This is a genomic window from Streptacidiphilus alkalitolerans (assembly GCF_042511045.1).
Taxonomy (GTDB): domain Bacteria; phylum Actinomycetota; class Actinomycetes; order Streptomycetales; family Streptomycetaceae; genus Streptacidiphilus; species Streptacidiphilus alkalitolerans.
In genome coordinates, this window is the sequence record NZ_JBHEZX010000018.1 from 74,782 (window position 1) to 92,359 (window position 17,578).

Consider the following 17,578-nt stretch of genomic DNA (forward strand, 5'->3'; position numbering starts at 1 on the left):
CCATGCCGCAGGGACAGCCGACCACCGTTCCCGACGACGGGCTGACTACCCGTCAGCGCCGCACCCAGCCGGTGCTGGCCGTGCATACAGGACCCGGCAAGGGCAAGTCCACGGCGGCCTTCGGTCTTGCGCTGCGGGCCTGGAACCAGGGCTGGCCGATCGGGGTGTTCCAGTTCGTCAAGTCGGCCAAGTGGAAGGTCGGCGAGGAGCACGCGCTGCGGGTCCTCGGCGGCACCGGCGAGGGCGGGACGGTGGCCTGGCACAAGATGGGCGAGGGCTGGTCCTGGGTGCAGCGGGACATCACCGACAGCGAGGAGGCGGCCCGGGAGGGCTGGGAGCAGGTCAAGCGCGACCTGGCCGCCGAGACCTACCGCTTCTACGTGCTGGACGAGTTCACCTATCCGCTGCACTGGGGCTGGATCGACACCGACGAGGTGCTGGCGGTGCTGAAGGACCGGCCCGGCAACCAGCATGTGGTGATCACCGGACGCAACGCCCCGCAGCCGCTGCTGGACGCGGCCGACCTGGTCACCGAGATGACCAAGGTCAAGCACCCGATGGACGCGGGTCGCAAGGGCCAGCGCGGGATCGAGTGGTAGTGGTAGCGGTATGACGGCTCTCCCCCGGGTGGTGCTGGCCGCGCCCGCGTCCGGCAGTGGCAAGACCACGGTGGCCACCGGGCTGATGGCCGCCCTCAGCGCCCGCGGGCTCGCGGTGTCCCCGCACAAGGTCGGCCCCGACTACATCGACCCCGGCTACCACGCGCTGGCCACCGGGCGTCCGGGCCGCAATCTGGACCCGTTCCTGTGCGGGGCGGAGCGGCTGGCACCGCTGCTGCTGCACGGGGCGGCCGGGGCCGACATCGCCGTGGTCGAGGGGGTGATGGGCCTGTTCGACGGGGCCGCCGGGCGCGGGGAGTTCGCCTCCACCGCGCATGTCGCCAAACTGCTGCGGGCGCCGGTGGTGCTGGTGGTGGACGCGTCCTCGCAGAGCCGCTCGGTGGCCGCGCTGGTGCACGGCTTCGCCTCCTGGGATCCGGAGCTGCGGCTCGGCGGGGTGATCCTCAACCGGGTGGGCTCGGACCGGCACGAGGAGATGCTGCGGGAGGCGCTGGAGCAGGGCGGCGGCGTACCCGTGCTCGGCGCGATCCGGCGGCAGCCGGGGGTGGCGACGCCGAGCCGGCACCTGGGTCTGGTGCCCGCCGTCGAGCGGGACGCCGAAGCGGTGGGCGCGGTACGGGAGATGGGCGAGCTGGTCCGGGCCGGGGTGGATCTGGACGCGCTGCTGGCGCTGGCCCGGAGCGCTCCGCCGCTGGCCGACCTGCCCTGGGATCCGGCCGCCGAGGTCGCCGCGCAGGGCGGCCCGGTGCCGGGCCGGCCGGTGGTCGCGCTGGCCGCCGGGGCCGCGTTCTCGTTCTCCTACGCGGAGAACAGCGAGCTGCTGGCCGCGGCCGGGGCCGAGGTCGCGCCGTTCGACCCGCTGCGCGACGAGAAGCTGCCCGAGGGCAGCTCCGCGCTGGTCATCGGGGGCGGCTTCCCCGAGGTGTACGCGGCTCAGCTGTCCGCCAACACCGCGCTGCGGGAGTCGGTACGGGCGCTCGCCGCCGCCGGGGCGCCGCTGCTGGCCGAGTGCGCGGGGCTGCTGTATCTGGCGCGCTCCCTGGACGGGGCGCCGATGTGCGGGGTGCTGGACGCGGAGGCGCGGATGACCGAGCGGCTCACCCTGGGCTACCGCGAGGCGGTGGCGCTGTCCGACAGCCCGCTCGCGGTGGCCGGGACCCGGCTGAACGGGCACGAGTTCCACCGGACCGTGGTCGATCCCGGCGCGGGTCCCGCCGCCGCCTGGGGCTGGCGCGGACCGTCCGGGCCCAGGACCGAGGGCTTCACCACCCCCCGGCTGCATGCCTCGTACCTGCATCTGCACTGGGCCGGCGGCCCGCAGATCGCCACCCGGCTGCTGCGGCAGCTCAGCGGTTGATCCGGCGCAGCCGCTCCCGGCCGTAGGCGCGCAGCAGGAACGGCAGCCGGTAGCGCTGCGCCCCCGCGCCGTAGGAGACCAGCACCGAGCTGCGGATCAGGCCGAACCAGGCCTGCTCGAGCGCGTACCCGGTGAGGTCGCGGCCGGTGCAGGCCTGCTCCGCCTCGGCCAGGTCGAAGCCGACCGGGACCGCGGAGAGCCGGGCCCAGAGCAGCCGTTCGGCGCGGGTGCAGAGGTCGTGGCTGCCCTCGACCGCCGCGCGCAGGGTGCGGTCGGGCAGCCGGTCGCCGCAGTCGGCGGCCCGGTCCGGGGGCAGCGCCACCGGCGCCAGCCCCAGCAGTCCGGCCGGGCGGGACACCTCGGACATCAGCTGACGCGGGCTCAGCTGGGTCAGCCGTCCGGCCGCGAGCTCGATGGCCAGCGGGTTGCGGTCCAGCAGATGGCAGAGCGGCAGCGCGTCCAGGTGTTCGAGACCGCTGCGGGCGAAGGCCGGGGCGCCGAACTGGCGGGCCCGGGTGCAGAGCAGGGCGGTGGCCGGGCCCTCGGCCAGCGGTTCCAGCCGCTGGACCCGCTCGTAGCGGGATCCTGGGGTGGCCCGTCCGACCGCGAGCACCACCAGGTCGGGGCAGGCGTCGATGAGGTACTCGATCCCGGCCGCGGCCCGGCCGAGCAGCCGCTCGCAGCCGTCCAGCACCAGCAGGGTGGGCTCGGCGCCCAGTCCCTGGGCCAGCGCGCCGAGTTCGGAGCCGTCGTCGCGGGCCCGGATGCCGAGGGCGTAGCCGAGGGTGCCGGCGAAGAGCTCGGGGGCGTGCAGCGCGCCGAGGTCCACGGTACGCACCCGGCACGGACGCAGCCGCCGGGCCTCGGCGGCTGCCGCGGCGGCCAGCCGGGACTTGCCGACGCCGGCCGGCCCGGTCAGCGCGACCAGCCGATGGACGGCCAGCGCACGGGTCAGCGCGGCGAGTTCGCGCCCGCGGCCGAGCAGGGTGTCGTCGGTGGGGCAGGGATCGGAGGGGACGGCTGCTTCGGTGGTCATGGCGGCGTCCTGGCGCTCGGGGTCGGTGTGACCGGCCGCGGCACCCTCTTTCCAGCGGACCGGGGGAGCCCTTTCTGAAACGGCGGATGCCGCGGCGGACGCCGGCCGCCCCCCGTTACCGTGACCAGAGACCCTTGCGGACCCCCTGCTGTACGGCGTCGGTGCGACCTGACGTGATCTCAGGGTCGCCCGGCCGCGGCGGCCCGGCATCGGTAACCGGCCGATCCGGGTATACCTAGATCTGCGAAGGTACGTACCTACGCGGTGGGTTGGGAGCGGGCGACGACCGCGGCGATCTCGGTGCGCGAGGAGGCGCCGAGCTTGGCCAGGATGTGCTCGACATGGGCGTCCGCGGTGCGCTTGGAGATCACCAGCAGCTCCGCCACCTGACGGTTCGACAGCCCCCTGGCGACCAGCTCGGCCACCTCCCGCTCCCGGCGGGTGAGGGTGTCCGCGCCGGTCTGCGGCGGCTCCTCGCGGGGGGCGGGGAGCAGCAGGTCGGTGTCGGACAGCGCGGAGCCGACCACCAGGTCCAGGTCCGCCTCGGCGCCCAGCCGGTGCCGGCGCTCGAAGCGGTCCTCGCCCAGCGCGTCCCTGGCGGCCTGCTCGGCCGCCTCGTGCACCCCGCGCATCTCCCGGACGCCGCTGAGCGGCTGTCCCGACCGCTTCCAGCAGACCCCGGCCGCGCCCAGCAGCCAGGCGGCCCGGTCCGGCCGCTCGGCGCGGACCGCGAGCCAGGCGAGCACCTCGAGGGCGTAGGCGATGCCGGTGGGCTCCCCCAGCTCGGCCTTGGCGGACAGGGCCTCCCTGGCGGTGGCGGCGCAGTCGGCGGGGTCGCCCCCGCCGTCGGGGTGGTCGGGGCTGTCGAGGTTGTAGAGGCTGAGGGCCCGCCCCACCAGCAGGTAGCCGCGCAGCCAGCGCTCGCCGGGGACGTCGGCGAGGGCGGCCAACTGGTGGTCGAAGGCGGTGATGGCGGACGCGAACTTCCCGGCGAGCAGTCGGCTGAGGCCCAGGTGCAGCACCATCAGGGCCTCGGCGGTGGGGTCGCCGCCGAGTGCGATGTGGCTGAAGACCTGACGCATGTGCAGGTCGACCGCGTCGTGGTCGCCGCGCCAGCCGGCCGACTGGGCCAGGAAGTGGTGCGCGTGGGTGCGCAGCCGGTCGTCGTCCAGCGCCTCGGCGATGGCCAGCGCCTCGTTGAGGCCGTGCAGGGCGGTGTCGTGGTCGCCCCGGAAGAGGGAGAGGTTGGCGGCCCAGCTGAGCGCGAGCGAGCGCGCCGCGGTGGCTTCCGGCTGCCTGGCGAGGGCCCGGTCGAGCCAGTAGCGGCCCTCGGCGAGCAGGCCCGAGCAGACCCAGAACTCCCACAGCTCGGTGGTGAGGGCCAGCGCCTCGTCGGGATCCCGGCTGTGGTGCTCGACGCAGAAGTCGATGGCGGCGCGCAGGTTCTCGATCTCCAGCAGCAGCCCGCGGAACAGCGGGACCTGGTCGTTCGTCAGGAAGCGGGCGCGGAAGCGGCCGACCGCGGCCCGGTAGTGGTCCAGGTGCCTGGCCCGGACCCCGGGCTCCTCGCCGGTCTGCGCCAGCCATTCGCCGCCGTACTCGCGGATGGTGTCCAGCAGCCGGTAGCGGGTGCCCTCGGACGGTTCGTCGACTCGTAGCACCACCGACTTGTCGACAAGTCCGATCAGGTGCTCGACCACCTCGTCCGGGTCCAGTTCGCCGCCCGCGCAGACCTGTTCCACGGCCGCCAGGTCGAAGCTCCCGGCGAAGACCGAGAGCCGGGCCCAGAGCAGCCGCTCCTCGGGGGTGCACAGCTCATGGCTCCAGCCGATGGTGGTCCGCAGCGTCTGGTGCCGGGGCAGCGCGGTGCGCCGGCCGCCGGTCAGCAGCCGGAACCGGTCCTCCAGCCGGGCCGCCAGCTGCTCCAGCGGGATCGCCCGCAGCCGTACCGTGGCCAGTTCGATCGCCAGCGGGATCCCGTCCAGCCGGCGGCAGAGCGCCAGCACGTCGCCCCGGTTGGCCTCGGTGAGCCGGAAGCCCGGCAGCACGGCCGCCGCCCGCTGGGCGAACAGGGCCACCGCTCCCCCGCCGTCCGCCTGTTCCGGCTCGACCGGCAGCGGCGGGATCACCAAGGTGTGCTCGCCGGGGACGTCCAGCGGCTGGCGGCTGGTCGCCAGTATGCTCACCCCTGGCGCGTCCCGCAGCAGCAGGTCGGCGAGCATGGCGCAGGCGTCCACCAGGTGCTCGCAGGTGTCCAGCAGCAGCAGGATCGAGCGGTCGGCCAGGTAGTCGGTGAGGAAGTCCAGCGGCGGACGGACCGTCTGGTCGGTGATGCCGAGGGCCACGCAGACCGCCCGGGGCAGCAGTTCGGCGTCCTTGAGGCCGGAGAGTTCGACCAGGAACACGCCGTCCTGGTAGCGCCGCTGCGGCGGCTCGCGCAGCGCGGCGGCCGTGCGCAGGGCGATCCGGGTCTTGCCGACGCCGCCGGGTCCGGTCAGGGTGACCATCCGGGCCTGGTTCAGCAGCCTTTCCACGGACGCCAGTTCGACCCCGCGTCCGACAAAGCTGGTGACTTCGGCCGGAAGGTCCCCGGCCCGCTTGCCCTGGACGCCGAAGGTCATGCCCACCTCACATGCATCGCCGGTACCCGCCGGTCCGATCGTATCGGGACGGTCCGCTTCCGCGCCGGTGATCAGCGACAACTGCCGGTCGACGTGGGTCATCCCACAGGCTGCCGGGCCCGGTGCCGGTTGACTGGCCACCGGCGGGCGTGGTGGGATTTCGAGGCCTGATACGGCGGCAATGATGAGGAAGTCCGGTGCGAATCCGGCGCGGTCCCGCCACTGTCACCGGGCGGCGCGCCCCCTCCGCACCGGGGTGCGGTCGTCCGCGAGCCAGGAACTCTGGCCGCCGTCACCACGACACGGGGCGCGGACCCCGAGTGAGGACTACACCCATGCGCTGCCGCGCCCTCGTGCCCTTCTGCCTGCGCGCCGTCCGGTGACGCCGCGTCCGTCGGCGCCGCTGCTGACCGGTGTCGGGATGGGGCCGGGAGATCCCGAGCTGGTCACCGTCAAGGCCGTTCGCGTGCTGCGCGAGGCCGCCGTGATCGTGGTGCCGGTACTGGACAGCGGTGAGACCGGACGCGCCGAGGCCACCGTGCTGCAGCACACCGAGCCAGGGGCGAAGGTCGAGCGGATCGTCTTCGCGCTCAACGAGCGCGAGGACCGGGCCAGGCGCGAGGCCGCCTGGGACGCCGCCGGGGCCCGGGTCGCCGAACTGCTGCGCGAGCACGGAAGCGTCGCCTTCGCCACCATCGGCGACCCCAATGTCTACTCCACCTTCACCTATCTCGCGCAGACCCTGCGACCGCTGCTGCCGGAGCTGGTGGTGGAGACCGTGCCCGGCATCACCGCGATGCAGGACCTGGCCGCGCGCAGCGGCACCGTGCTCGCCGAGGGCACCGAGCCGCTCACCCTGGTCCCGGTCACCGCCGGGTCCCAGGTGCTGCGGGACGCCCTGGCCGGCCCGGGCACTGTGGTCGCCTACAAGTTCGGACGGCTGGCGGCGCAGGTCACCGCCGCGCTGCGGGAGACCGGCCGGGACGGGACCGCCGTCTGGGGCTCCTCGCTGGGCCTGCCGGACGAGCGGATCCGCCCGGCCGGGCACCCGCTGGACGGCCCGCTGCCCTACCTGTCGACCCTGATCGCACCCGCGACCCGTACCCGCCGTGGAGGCAAGCTGTGAGCGATCGACCTGTCGGCAGAGTGACTTTTGTCGGCGCCGGGCCGGGCGCCGCCGACCTGCTGACGTTCCGTGCGGCGCGGGCGATAGCCGAGGCCGACACGGTGATCTGGGCGGCCAGCCTGGTCCAGGCCGAGGTGCTTGAGCACGCCCGGGCGGATGCCGAGATCCTGGACTCCTCGCTGATCGCGATGGAGGACGTGCTCGCGGTCTACCGGCGGGCCGCGGCCGAGGGCCGGAAGGTGGCCAGGATCCACTCCGGCGACCCCTCGCTCTGGGGCGCGGTGCAGGAGCAGCTGGACCGCTGCCGCGAGCTGGGCCTGCGGACCGAGATCGTGCCCGGGGTGTCCTCGTTCGCGGCGGTCGCCGCCATCGCGCAGCGGGAGCTGACCATTCCCGAGGTCGCCCAGAGCGTCATCCTGACCCGGCTCGGCGGCGGCAAGACGCCGATGCCGCCCGGCGAGGAGGTGCGCGACTTCGCCCGGCACGGCACCACCATGGCGATCTTCCTCTCCGCGGCCCGGTCCAAGCAGCTGGTCGAGGAGCTGACCGCGGGCGGCTACCCGCCGGAGACCCCGGTGATCATCGCCTACCAGGCCACCTGGCCGGACGAACTGGTGCTGGAGGGGACGCTGGAGACGCTGGAGGCCACGGTCAAGGAGCACCGGCTGTGGAAGCACACCCTGTTCCTGGTCGGCCCGGCCCTCGCCGCGACCGGCACCCGCTCGCACCTCTACCACCCCGGCCACTTCCACGGCTTCCGCCGGGCCGACCCGGCCGCGCGGCGGGCCCTGCGCGGTACGCAGTGACCTCCGCCGCAGCGCCCTCCGCCCCGAGGATCACCGTGCTCGGCGCGGCGCTCGCGCCGGAGCACCGGGCGCTGGTCGACGGCGCCGCGCTGGTGCTGGGCGCCCGGCGGCACCTGGACGCGGCGGGAGTGCCGGCCACGGCCGCGCGCGCGGTGGTGCTGGGACCGCTGGCGCCCGCGCTGGACCGGGTGGCCGCGGCGGCGGGACCGGTACTGGTGCTGGCCTCGGGCGACCCCGGCTTCTTCGGCATCGTCCGCGCCCTGGCCGAGCGCTTCGGCCCGGAGGCGCTGGCCGTGCGGCCCGGGGCCGGCAGCGTCGCCGAGGCCTTCGCCAGGGTCGGACTGCCCTGGGACGACGCCGTGGTGGTCAGCGCCCACGGCCGGGACCCCCGTACCGCGTTCAATGTCTGCCGGGCCCAGCGCAAGGTCGCGGTGCTGACCGCGCCGGGCGCGGGCCCGGCCGAGATCGGCGCGGCGCTGCTGGCCGTGCCCGGGGTGGAACGGCGGCTGGTGGTCGCCACCGACCTGGGCGGTCCCGGGGAGTCGGTGCGGGAGCTGACGCCCGCTCAGGCGGTCGGCCAGGACTGGCCGGGGGTGCATGTGGTGCTCTGCCTCGGACCCGGCGCGGGAGTCGGCGCGATGCGGGCGCTGGCCGGGCCGGAACGGCCCGCCGAGGGCGGCTGGGGCCTGCCCGAGGACGCCTTCGAGCACCGCGACTCGCTGGTCACCAAGGCCGAGGTCCGCGCGCTGGCGCTGGCCCGGCTGGGGCCCCGCCCCGGCGAACTGGTCTGGGACGTCGGCGCCGGCAGCGGCTCGGTCGCGGTGGAGTGCGCCCGGCTCGGCGCCGCGGTGGTCGCCGTGGAGCGGGCCGAGGACGGCGTCGAACGGGTCCGCGCCAACGCCGCCGCGCACGGGGTGGACGTCGCGGTGGTCCACGGCAGCGCCCCGCAGGCGCTGGACTCCCTGCCGGAGCCGGACGCGGTGTTCGTCGGCGGCGGCGGGGCCGATCTGCCCGCCATCGTCACCGCCTGCGCCGCGCGGGCCCGGCGGACCGTGGTGGTGACCCTGGTCGCCCTGGACCGGGTGGCCGGGGTGCGGGCCGCGCTGCGGGCCGCCGGCTTCACCGCGGAGGGTGTGCAGCTCCAGGCGTCGCGGCTGGCGCCGCTGCCCGGCGAGGTGGTCCGCCTTGCCGCCGTCAATCCCGTTTTTGTGCTCTGGGGCACCAGAATCAGTCTGGCCACCGGAGTTGACCCAACGTCAGGAGCACACACGTGATCGGCCTGATCGCCGCCACCGCCGCAGGCCGCCGGGCCGCCGTCGACCTGGCCGAGTCCCTCGGGGACTGCGTCCTCTACGAGGAGGGCTCGGTCTCCGCCTCGCTGGAGCGGGCCTGGGAGGAGTGCGCGCAGCTGGTCTGCTTCCTGGCCGCCGGCGCCGTGGTGCGGCTGGTCGCGCCGCTGCTGGAGGACAAGCGCGACGACCCGGGCGTGGTCTGCGTGGACGAGGGACGGCGCTTCGCGGTCGCCCTGCTCGGCGGCCACGGCGGCGGCGCCAACGCGCTGGCCGCGACGGTCGGCGCGGCGCTTGGCGCTGTCCCAGTGGTGACCACGGCGACGGACGCGACGGGCGTGCCGGGCCTGGACACCCTGGGCTGGCACACCGAGGGCGAGGTCGCCGCGGTCAGCCGGGCGCTGCTGGACGGCGAGCCGGTGCGGCTGGCGGCGGACGCGGTGCATCCACTGCCCGCGCTGCCCGCCAACGTCCGGGCCGACGCGCCCGCCGGGGCGCCCGCGATCGTGATCAGCGACCGCCTCGACGCACCGGCCGCGGCGCCCGGCTCCGGCGCCGCGGTGGTCCTGCGTCCGCGCAGCCTGGTGGTCGGGGTCGGGGCGAGCCGCGGGGCCCCGGCCGAGGAGGTGCTCGGCCTGGTCGAGGCGGCCCTGGCCGGGGCCGGACTGAGCCGGCACTCCGTCAACTGCCTGGCCACCGTGGACGCCAAGGCCGAGGAGCCGGGCCTGCTGGAGGCCGCCAGGGCGCTGGGCGTCGAGCTGGTGGCCTACCCGGCCGAGCGCCTGGCGGCGGTCGCCGTGCCCAACCCCTCCGAGGCCCCGCTGGCCGCCGTCGGCACGCCCAGTGTGGCCGAGGCGGCGGCGCTGGCCGGCGGCGGTGAACTGCTGGTGCCCAAGCGCAAGTCGGCGCCCGAGGGCCGGGCCGCGATGGCCACGGTGGCGATCGTCCGCAGACCGCCGCGCGGGCGGCTGGCCCTGGTCGGCCTCGGCCCGGGGGCGCGCGACCTGCTCACCCCGCGGGCGCGGGAGGAACTGCGCCGGGCCTCGGTGGTCGTCGGCCTGGACCAGTACGTCGACCAGATCCGCGACCTGCTCCGCCCCGGCACCCGGATCGAGCAGACCGGCCTCGGCGCGGAGGAGGCCCGCGCCCTGAGCGCCGTGCACCTCGCCGAGCAGGGGCACGCCGTGGCGCTCATCGGCAGCGGCGACGCCGGCGTCTACGCCATGGCCTCGCCGGCGCTGGCCGGGGCGGGCCCGGAGATCGACGTGGTCGGCGTCCCCGGCGTCACCGCCGCGCTCGCGGCCTCCTCGCTGCTGGGCGCGCCGCTGGGCCACGACCACGTCTCGATCAGCCTGTCCGACCTGCACACCCCCTGGGAGGTGATCGAACGCCGGGTGCGGGCCGCCGCCGAGGCCGACCTCGTGGTCACCTTCTACAACCCGCGCAGCCGCGGCCGGGGCTGGCAGCTGCCCAAGGCGCTGGGCCTGCTGGCGGAGCACCGGGAGCCGTCCACCCCGGTCGGCGTGGCCCATGCGGTCTCCCGCCCGGACGAGTGGCACACCCTCACCACCCTGGCCGGGCTCGACGTCACCACGGTCGACATGACGACCGTGGTGGTGGTCGGCAACACCGCCACCCGGGAGATCGCCGGACGCATGGTCACCCCGCGCGGCTACCGCTGGCAGGCCGTGGGCGAGCGCAGCGAGGAGAAGGCATGAGCCGCCGTCAGGTGCACCCGATCGAGCGGGAGTCCTACCGGCGGCTGCGGGCCAGGCTGGACACCGGCCATCTCCCGCCGCTCACCCGGGCCGTGGCCGAGCGGGTGATCCACTCCAGCGCCGACCTCTCCTACCTCGACGACCTGGTGATCGCCGAGGAGGCGGTGCTGCGGGCCGCCGCCGAGGCGCTGGCGGCCGGGGCCCCGCTGGTCGCCGACGTGGAGATGGTCGCCGCCGGGATCACCGCGCGGCGGGCGCTGTGCCGGGTCCGCGAGGCCAAGGGCGACCCGGCGACCGGGCTGACCCGCTCCGCCGCCGCCGTCCGGATGGCGCTGGACGAGGTCGGCCCCGGCGCGGTCTGGGTGATCGGCTGCGCCCCCACCGCGCTGGAGGAACTGCTGCTGCTGGACGCCCGTCCGGTGCTGGTGATCGGCCTGCCGGTGGGGTTCGTCGGCGCGGCCGAGTCCAAGGCCGCGCTGCGTGCCTCGGGGCTGCCCGCGGTCAGCAACATCTCCGAGAAGGGCGGTTCGGCGGTCGCCGCCGCAGCCGCCAACGCCCTGCTCTACCCCGACCTCTACGAGGAGTCCTCGCTGTGAAGCCCCCTGCCCTGCTCATCGTCGGCCACGGCACCCGCGACGAGGCCGGCGCGGAGGCGTTCCGCTCCTTCGTCGCGGGCCTGCGCGACCGGCTGCCGGACACCCCGGTCGGCGGCGGCTTCATCGAGCTCTCGCCGCCGCCGCTCGCCGACGCCGTGGCCGAGCTGGTCGCGGCGGGGGCGCGCCGCTTCGCCGCCGTCCCGCTGGTGCTGGTCTCGGCCGGACACGCCAAGGGCGACATCCCGGCCGCGCTGGTCCGCGAGCGCGAGCGGCACCCCGGCACCTCGTTCTCCTACGGGCGTCCGCTCGGCCCGCACCCCGCGCTGCTGACCATCCTGGAACGCCGCCTGGACGAGGTACTGCCGCGCGAACTGCGGGCGGAGACCACGGTGCTGCTGGTCGGCCGGGGCTCCACCGACCCGGACGCCAACGCCGAGGTGGTCAAGGTCGCCCGGCTGCTCTGGGAGGGACGCGGGCTGGCCGGAGTGGAGACCGCGTTCGTCTCGCTGGCCGCGCCCGACGTCCCGGCCGGCCTGGAGCGCTGCCGGCTGCTGGGCGCGCGGCGGATCGTGGTGCTGCCCTACTTCCTGTTCACCGGGATCCTGCCGGAGCGGGTGGAGCGGCAGGCCGCCGACTGGTCCGCCGGACACCCGGATGTGGACCTGCGCCAGGCCGCCGTGATGGGCGCCACCGACGAGCTCGCGGAGCTGGTGCTGACCCGCTACCGGGAAGCTCTCGCGGGTGATCTGCGGATGAACTGTGACACCTGCGTCTATCGTGTCGCCATGCCTGGCTTCGAGGACCGCGTCGGCGCGGAACAGCGCCCCCATCACCACCCTGACGATCCAGCACACAGTCACGGCCCGCACTCGCATGTCCACTGACGGCCGGCACGACCTGCGCCACCACGGGGACACCGAGGTCGGCGGCGGGCTGACCGACCTGGCCGTCAACGTACGGGCGGGCACGCCCCCACCGTGGCTGCGCTCGCTGCTGGCGACCGCCCTCACCGGCCTGGCCGCCTACCCGGACGGACGCGCCGCCCACGCGGCCGTCGCCCGGCGGCACCGCCGCCCGGTCGAGGAGGTGCTGCTCACCGCGGGCGCGGCCGAGGCGTTCGTGCTGCTCGCACGGATCCTCAGGCCGCGCCGCGCGGTGGTGGTGCACCCGCAGTTCACCGAGCCGGAGGCGGCGCTGCGGGACGCCGGGCACACGGTGGAGCGGCTGATCCTGCGCCCCGAGGACGGCTTCCGGCTGGACCCGGCCGCCGTCCCGGCGGACGCGGACCTGGTGGTGATCGGCAACCCGACCAACCCGACCTCGGTGCTGCACCCGGCCGCCGACCTGGCCGCGCTGGCCCGTCCGGGCCGGGTGCTGGTGGTGGACGAGGCCTTCGCGGACACCGTCCCCGGCGAGGCGGAGAGCCTGGCCGGACGCGGCGACCTGCCGGGCCTGGTGGTGCTGCGCAGCCTGACCAAGACCTGGGGCCTGGCCGGGCTGCGGATCGGCTATGTGCTGGCGCCGCCGCGGCTGATCGCCGCGCTCTCGACCGCGCAGCCGCTGTGGCCGGTGTCCACCCCGGCCCTGGTCGCGGCCGAGGCCTGCAGTTCCCCGGCCGCGCTGGCCGAGGCGGAGGCGGCGGCCCGGGCCACCGCCGAGGACCGCGCGTACCTGCTGTCCCGACTGGGCGAGCTGCCCAGCATCCTGACCTACGGTCAGCCCGCGGCATCGTTCGTACTCATCCGCATGCCGGACGCGACCGGGGTCAGGGAGCGGCTCCGGCACACCGGCTTCGCGGTCCGCCGGGGCGACACCTTCCCAGGCCTGGGCCCCGACTGGCTGCGGATAGCGGTCCGCGGCCGAGCCACCCTCGACGCCTTCTGCGAGGCCCTGACCGCCTTACTGCTCTGACGCACCATCGTTCACATCCTTGAACTTTGTCCATCCTCTTGACTCGGGTCAGGGTCTAGACGTGTCATGTCTAGACCCCAATCCGACGTCAACGAGGACGCAACGCCATGGACGACAGCACGCCCCTCGCCGCTCCCCTGCGCCGACGCCACTTCCTCGGCGCGGGCGCGGCGGTGACCGGAGCCGCACTGATCGGGATCGGCGGAGCCGGCTCCGCCGAAGCCGCCACCGCACCCACCGCCACAACCCCGGCCACCCCCGCGGCCACCGCTCCGGACGCCTTCGACCAGCTGCGCGGAGTCTGGTCGGACATCCTCACCGGCGGCAGCGCCGTGGATCCCACGGATCCTGACTACCAGTCGGCGATCGCCACCATCGACGCCATCGCCGCCGCGGCCATCGCGCTCTACGACACCTCGGCCAACCCGCCGGCCGTCTACACCGACCTGCCGTTCACCCACGTCGAGAACGGCAGCGGCACCTACTACCGGCTCAGGGACAGCTCCATCGCCTGGGCCACCCCCGGCTCGGCCTACTACCGGAGTGCGACCCTGCTGGCGCAGATCCTGGCCGGACTGCAGCTGATCGGCGCGACCTACTACCACCCCGCCTCGCCCGAGGTCGGCAACTGGTACCACTGGGAGATCGGGGCCCCGCAGGCCCTGGTCAACGCGCTGGCCATCCTCGGCGACCAGGTCGCCCCGGCCGACCTCGCCTCCTACCTGGCCACCGTGGCGCACTTCGTGCCCGACCCCACCCACCAGCAGCAGGGCACCGTGCTCACCACCGGGGCCAACCGCTCCGACATGTGCCAGATCACCATCCTGCGCGGCATCCTGGCCAAGGACGGCGACCTGATCGCACTGGGCCGCGACAAGCTGTCCGACATCTTCCCCTACGTCACCACCTCGGACGGCTACTACCGGGACGGCGGCTACATCCAGCACGGCAACATCCCCTACAACGGCCACTACTCCTACGTCCTGCTGAACGACCTCAGCCAGCTCTCGCTGCTGCTGAACGGCTCCAGCTGGCCGGTCAGCGACCCCAACTTCGCGGTCATCCTGGACTCGGTGGACCTCACCTACGCGCCGTTCATGTACGACGGACTGGTGATGGACGTGGTCAGAGGCCGCTTCCTGGGCCGGCAGCTGGAGACCGACCACGACGCCGGACACGCCATCACCGAGGCGATCCTGCGGCTGATCCCGGTCGGCTCCCGGGTCCAGCAGAAGCGGTGGAAGGCCCTGGTCAAGGGCTGGATCGAGCGCGAGACCTCGGCCGGGATCAAGGCCAGCGCGACACCGGCCCGGATGGTCCTGGTGAAGTCGGTCCTGGACGACCCCAAGGTGCATGCCGCCACCCAGGGCCCGGACCACGTCCAGCAGCCCTCGATCGAGCGCGCGGTGCACCGCCGCAAGGGCTGGGGCTGGGCGGTGTCCCTGTCCAGCAGCCGGATCGCCCGCTTCGAGTCGCTCAACGGCGAGAACCTGCGCGGCTGGCACACCGGCGACGGCGCCACCTACCTCTACAACCGCGACAACAGCCACTACACCGACGTCTACTGGCCCACCGTCGACAGCACCCGGCTGCCCGGGGTCACCGCCGACACCGTCCCCTCGGCGATCACCGCGGGCAATGCCACGCTGCCGCCGACCACCTGGTCCGGCGGCGCGGTACTGGACGGGACCTGGGGCGCGGTCGGCCTCGACCTGGTCCCCTACGGATCGCCGCTGCGGGCCAGGAAGTCCTGGTTCTGCCTGGACGACTGCGTGGTGGCGCTGGGCGCCGGGATCACCGGCAGCAGCGGCCACACCGTCGAGACCACCGTCGAGAACCGCAACCTGCATGCCGACGGCAGCAACCGGCTGACCGTCAACGGCAGGACCCAGCCGTCCGCCCCCGGCTGGAGCGGCAGCTTCCCGGCCAAGGGCTGGGCGCACCTGGAGGGGGTCGGCGGCTACATCCTCCCCGCGGGCGCCGCCGGGACGGCCACCCTGCGGGCGCTGCGCGAACAGCGCACCGGCGCCTGGGCGGACGTCGACAACGGCCCGAGCACCGGCGGCACCACCGTCCCCTACACCAGGACCTTCGCCACGCTGTGGCTGGACCACGGGGTCGACCCCAGCGACGGCAGCTACGTCTACCTGCTGCTGCCGGGGGCCAACGCCCGTGACACCGCCCACCGGGCCGCGCACCCGGACGTCACCGTCCTGGCCAACACCACGGCCCTGCAGGCGGTGCACGCCGCCGACGCCCGGCTCACCGCCGCCAACTTCTTCGCCGCCGGTGCCCTCCCCTCCGGAGGCACCGAGGAACGCTCGGTCAGCGGGCTGCAGATCTCGGGCCTGGCCGTCAGCGGGCCTGCCTCGGTGCTGGTCACCGAACAGGGCGAACGGCTGACCCTGGCGGTCAGCGACCCCACCTGCACCCAGACCTCACTGACCGTCACGGTGAGCAGCCGGACCCACTACCGGCGCGGGTTCAGCGACGACCCCGGCGTCAAGGTCGTCCCCGGCGGAGGCGCCACGGTGATCACCGTGGACCTCACCCAGGGCCTCCCCGGCACCACCCGCACCGTCCGGCTCTCGCGCTGAGCCGCTAGGAGCGGCGCCGGCGACGGGTCAGCACCACCGCCCCGGTGCCCGCGCCGAGCAGCACCAGCGCCGCCCCGGTGAGCACCGGGGTGCCGCTGCCGCCCCCGGTCTCGGCCAGGTCCACCTTGGCCGGGGCCGGGGTGGACATCGCCGGCTGACCGGGCTGAGTGGTCGTCACCGCGACCGGAACGGCCGGGGCGCTGGAGTGCGACGTGCTCGCTCCGGTCGGCGCGGCGGCCGTGGTCGTGGTCGTGGCGACCCCGGTGGGCCTGGACGTCGGCGGGGTGCCGCCGCGGTGCCCGCTGCCCAGCGCGCAGCTCACCGAGGCCAGTTCCACCTTGCCGGTGACCTTGACCACGTTCAGCTTGCCGGGGTTCACCGTGACGGCGACCTCCAGCGCGGTGGCCGCCGCCGTGCGGGAGGTGACCGACTTCTTGGAGAACTCCACATCGACCGTGCCGATCCCGGGCACCGCCACATGGGTCGGGCCGAACGCGGTCAGCGACACCTTGGTGCCCAGGACGCTGACGTCCCCCAGCACATTCACCTCGGCGCTGGGCTTGCCGTGCACCGGGCAGTCGGCCTCGGCCTTCACCGCGTCCACGCTGAGCACATTGCGCAGCAGCAGCCCGGGCACCCTGACGTCCGCGGTGACCAGGTCGACCGAGGCACGCGCGCCCTTCTTGTCGACCACGGCGGAACTGTGCCCGGCCTTGGCGTCGACCAGGGTCTGCGGGCCGCCCGCGGCCCCCTGCACGGTGGCCGTGAGCACACTGCCGTCGGCGCTCTGCGGCGCGTGCACGGAGTTGAGGCTGAGGTCGACCGGGACGTCCAGGCTGTTGAGCAGCGTGACGTCCAGGCCGACCCGCGCCGTGACCGCCGAGGCGGTGCCGGCCGGCGGGGCGTCGGCCACAGCGGATTGGCCGGCCGCGGCGACCAGGGACACGGCGGCGAGGGCGCCCAGGGCAGCGGCTGAACGACGGAAAACGAGCATGGTGGAACCCCCACGAAAGGCTGGACGCGTAGACAGAAACGGCCAGGCGCTCACCCCCTGTTACGGAGAGCCCGGACGCGATCTCGGATGCAGCCCATCTTTACGAACCATGCGTCACTTTGGATGCACAGAGAGTCAGTTCACCCGAACGAGTGACAGAACCTCAGGGTTCACTTCAGTACCGCCCAGCTCAGGAGAGGCGCCAGTCAATCGGCTGCGCGCCCTGCCGTTGCAGCAGCTCATTGGCCCGGCTGAACGGCCGGGATCCGAAGAAGCCGCGGTCCGCCGACATCGGGCTGGGGTGGGCCGCCTCCAGGCAGGGCGCCGGGCCCAGCAGCGGGCGCAGATTGCGGGCGTCCCGGCCCCAGAGGATCGCCACCAGCGCCGGCCCCCGCGCCACCAGGGCCCGGATCGCCTGCTCGGTGACCGCCTCCCAACCCTTGCCCCGGTGCGCCGCGGGCCGCCCCGGCGCGGTGGTCAGCGCCCGGTTCAGCAGCAGCACCCCCTGCCGGGTCCACGGCGTCAGATCGCCGTTGGTCGGCGCGGGCAGGCCCAGGTCCTGCTGGTACTCCTGGAAGATGTTGACCAGGCTCCCCGGCAGCGGGCGGACCTCGGGCGCGACCGAGAAGCTCAGCCCGACCGCGTGGCCCGGCGTCGGATAGGGGTCCTGACCCATGATCAGCACCCGCACCTCGTCGAACGGCTGCTGGAAGGCCCGCAGCACCTGCGGCCCCGGCGGGAGGTAGGTCCGCCCCGCCCCGATCTCGGCCCGGAGGAAGTCCCCCATCGCGGCGACCTGCCCGGCCACCGGCTCCAGGGCCTTCGCCCAGCCGGGTTCAACGATCTCGCTCAAGGGACGCGCAGCCATGGTCCGTCACTCTAACGGCTCACGCCGCCTCCGATCCAC

At 74.7% G+C, this 17,578-nt stretch carries 14 protein-coding genes and 1 riboswitch; of the genes, 10 read left to right on the plus strand and 4 right to left on the minus strand.

Going from position 1 to position 17,578, the window contains the following annotated elements:
• The first annotated feature begins 2 nt into the window (after nt 1-2).
• A complete protein-coding gene (gene cobO, locus ACEZDG_RS30955; protein ID WP_380515980.1) occupies nt 3-599 on the plus strand; it encodes a cob(I)yrinic acid a,c-diamide adenosyltransferase in 597 nt (198 codons plus the stop codon).
• 10 nt (nt 600-609) lie between these two features.
• Nucleotides 610-1,977: a cobyrinate a,c-diamide synthase gene (locus ACEZDG_RS30960; protein WP_380515982.1), complete on the plus strand. Its 1,368-nt coding sequence runs from the start codon at nt 610-612 to the stop codon at nt 1,975-1,977.
• Here ACEZDG_RS30960 and ACEZDG_RS30965 read toward each other — a convergent pair.
• Entirely contained in the window at nt 1,967-3,013 is a 1,047-nt protein-coding gene (locus ACEZDG_RS30965; protein ID WP_380515985.1) for a hypothetical protein, read from the minus strand. The two genes, ACEZDG_RS30960 and ACEZDG_RS30965, sit on opposite strands and share 11 nt — an antisense overlap.
• Before the next feature lie 257 nt (nt 3,014-3,270).
• Nucleotides 3,271-5,736 (minus strand): ATP-binding protein, encoded by a 2,466-nt coding sequence (locus ACEZDG_RS30970; RefSeq protein WP_380515987.1) that lies wholly within the window; start codon nt 5,734-5,736, stop codon nt 3,271-3,273.
• 57 nt (nt 5,737-5,793) lie between these two features.
• A riboswitch (cobalamin riboswitch) is annotated at nt 5,794-5,939 on the plus strand.
• 74 nt (nt 5,940-6,013) lie between these two features.
• On the opposite strand from ACEZDG_RS30970, the gene cobI reads away from it, so the two are divergent.
• The 8 genes from cobI to ACEZDG_RS31010 all read left to right on the plus strand — a co-directional run bounded on the left by cobI (nt 6,014) and on the right by ACEZDG_RS31010 (nt 15,677).
• Nucleotides 6,014-6,760 (plus strand): precorrin-2 C(20)-methyltransferase, encoded by a 747-nt coding sequence (cobI, locus tag ACEZDG_RS30975; RefSeq protein WP_380515990.1) that lies wholly within the window; start codon nt 6,014-6,016, stop codon nt 6,758-6,760.
• On the plus strand, nt 6,757-7,566 hold the full coding sequence (gene cobM, locus ACEZDG_RS30980; protein ID WP_380515993.1) for a precorrin-4 C(11)-methyltransferase: 810 nt from the start codon (nt 6,757-6,759) through the stop codon (nt 7,564-7,566). The genes cobI and cobM overlap by 4 nt, the downstream gene beginning before the upstream one ends.
• Nucleotides 7,563-8,840 carry a precorrin-6y C5,15-methyltransferase (decarboxylating) subunit CbiE gene (cbiE, locus tag ACEZDG_RS30985; protein WP_380515995.1) on the plus strand — a complete coding sequence of 426 codons (1,278 nt, stop codon included), beginning with the start codon at nt 7,563-7,565 and terminating at the stop codon, nt 8,838-8,840. The genes cobM and cbiE overlap by 4 nt, the downstream gene beginning before the upstream one ends.
• Nucleotides 8,837-10,573, plus strand: coding sequence for a precorrin-3B C(17)-methyltransferase (cobJ, locus tag ACEZDG_RS30990; RefSeq protein WP_380515998.1), 1,737 nt, complete (start codon nt 8,837-8,839; stop codon nt 10,571-10,573). Before cbiE ends, cobJ begins: the two co-directional genes overlap by 4 nt.
• Nucleotides 10,570-11,169: a precorrin-8X methylmutase gene (locus ACEZDG_RS30995; protein ID WP_380516001.1), complete on the plus strand. Its 600-nt coding sequence runs from the start codon at nt 10,570-10,572 to the stop codon at nt 11,167-11,169. The genes cobJ and ACEZDG_RS30995 overlap by 4 nt, the downstream gene beginning before the upstream one ends.
• Nucleotides 11,166-12,053 (plus strand): sirohydrochlorin chelatase, encoded by an 888-nt coding sequence (locus tag ACEZDG_RS31000; RefSeq protein ID WP_380516004.1) that lies wholly within the window; start codon nt 11,166-11,168, stop codon nt 12,051-12,053. Before ACEZDG_RS30995 ends, ACEZDG_RS31000 begins: the two co-directional genes overlap by 4 nt.
• Complete coding sequence (gene cobC, locus ACEZDG_RS31005; RefSeq protein ID WP_380516007.1) at nt 12,043-13,080, plus strand: Rv2231c family pyridoxal phosphate-dependent protein CobC; 1,038 nt, start codon at nt 12,043-12,045, stop codon at nt 13,078-13,080. The genes ACEZDG_RS31000 and cobC overlap by 11 nt, the downstream gene beginning before the upstream one ends.
• Nucleotides 13,081-13,187: 107 nt before the next feature.
• Nucleotides 13,188-15,677, plus strand: a complete 2,490-nt coding sequence (locus ACEZDG_RS31010) for a polysaccharide lyase 8 family protein (RefSeq protein ID WP_380516010.1) — start codon at nt 13,188-13,190, stop codon at nt 15,675-15,677.
• A 4-nt stretch (nt 15,678-15,681) separates the two neighbouring features.
• On the opposite strand, the gene ACEZDG_RS31015 is transcribed toward ACEZDG_RS31010, so the two are convergent.
• Nucleotides 15,682-16,671 carry an SCO1860 family LAETG-anchored protein gene (locus tag ACEZDG_RS31015; protein ID WP_380516013.1) on the minus strand — a complete coding sequence of 330 codons (990 nt, stop codon included), beginning with the start codon at nt 16,669-16,671 and terminating at the stop codon, nt 15,682-15,684.
• Between the two features lie 190 nt (nt 16,672-16,861).
• Entirely contained in the window at nt 16,862-17,539 is a 678-nt protein-coding gene (locus ACEZDG_RS31020) for a uracil-DNA glycosylase (RefSeq protein ID WP_380516016.1), read from the minus strand.
• Nucleotides 17,540-17,578 lie beyond the last annotated feature (39 nt).

Coding starts and splice junctions, on each gene's coding strand:
- cobO (WP_380515980.1), top strand. CDS start 3: ATGCCGCAGGGACAGCCGACCACCGTTCCCGACGACGGGCTGACTACC.
- ACEZDG_RS30960 (WP_380515982.1), top strand. CDS start 610: ATGACGGCTCTCCCCCGGGTGGTGCTGGCCGCGCCCGCGTCCGGCAGT.
- ACEZDG_RS30965 (WP_380515985.1), bottom strand. CDS start 3,013: ATGACCACCGAAGCAGCCGTCCCCTCCGATCCCTGCCCCACCGACGAC.
- ACEZDG_RS30970 (WP_380515987.1), bottom strand. CDS start 5,736: ATGACCCACGTCGACCGGCAGTTGTCGCTGATCACCGGCGCGGAAGCG.
- ACEZDG_RS30995 (WP_380516001.1), top strand. CDS start 10,570: ATGAGCCGCCGTCAGGTGCACCCGATCGAGCGGGAGTCCTACCGGCGG.
- cobC (WP_380516007.1), top strand. CDS start 12,043: ATGTCCACTGACGGCCGGCACGACCTGCGCCACCACGGGGACACCGAG.
- ACEZDG_RS31010 (WP_380516010.1), top strand. CDS start 13,188: ATGGACGACAGCACGCCCCTCGCCGCTCCCCTGCGCCGACGCCACTTC.
- ACEZDG_RS31015 (WP_380516013.1), bottom strand. CDS start 16,671: ATGCTCGTTTTCCGTCGTTCAGCCGCTGCCCTGGGCGCCCTCGCCGCC.
- ACEZDG_RS31020 (WP_380516016.1), bottom strand. CDS start 17,539: ATGGCTGCGCGTCCCTTGAGCGAGATCGTTGAACCCGGCTGGGCGAAG.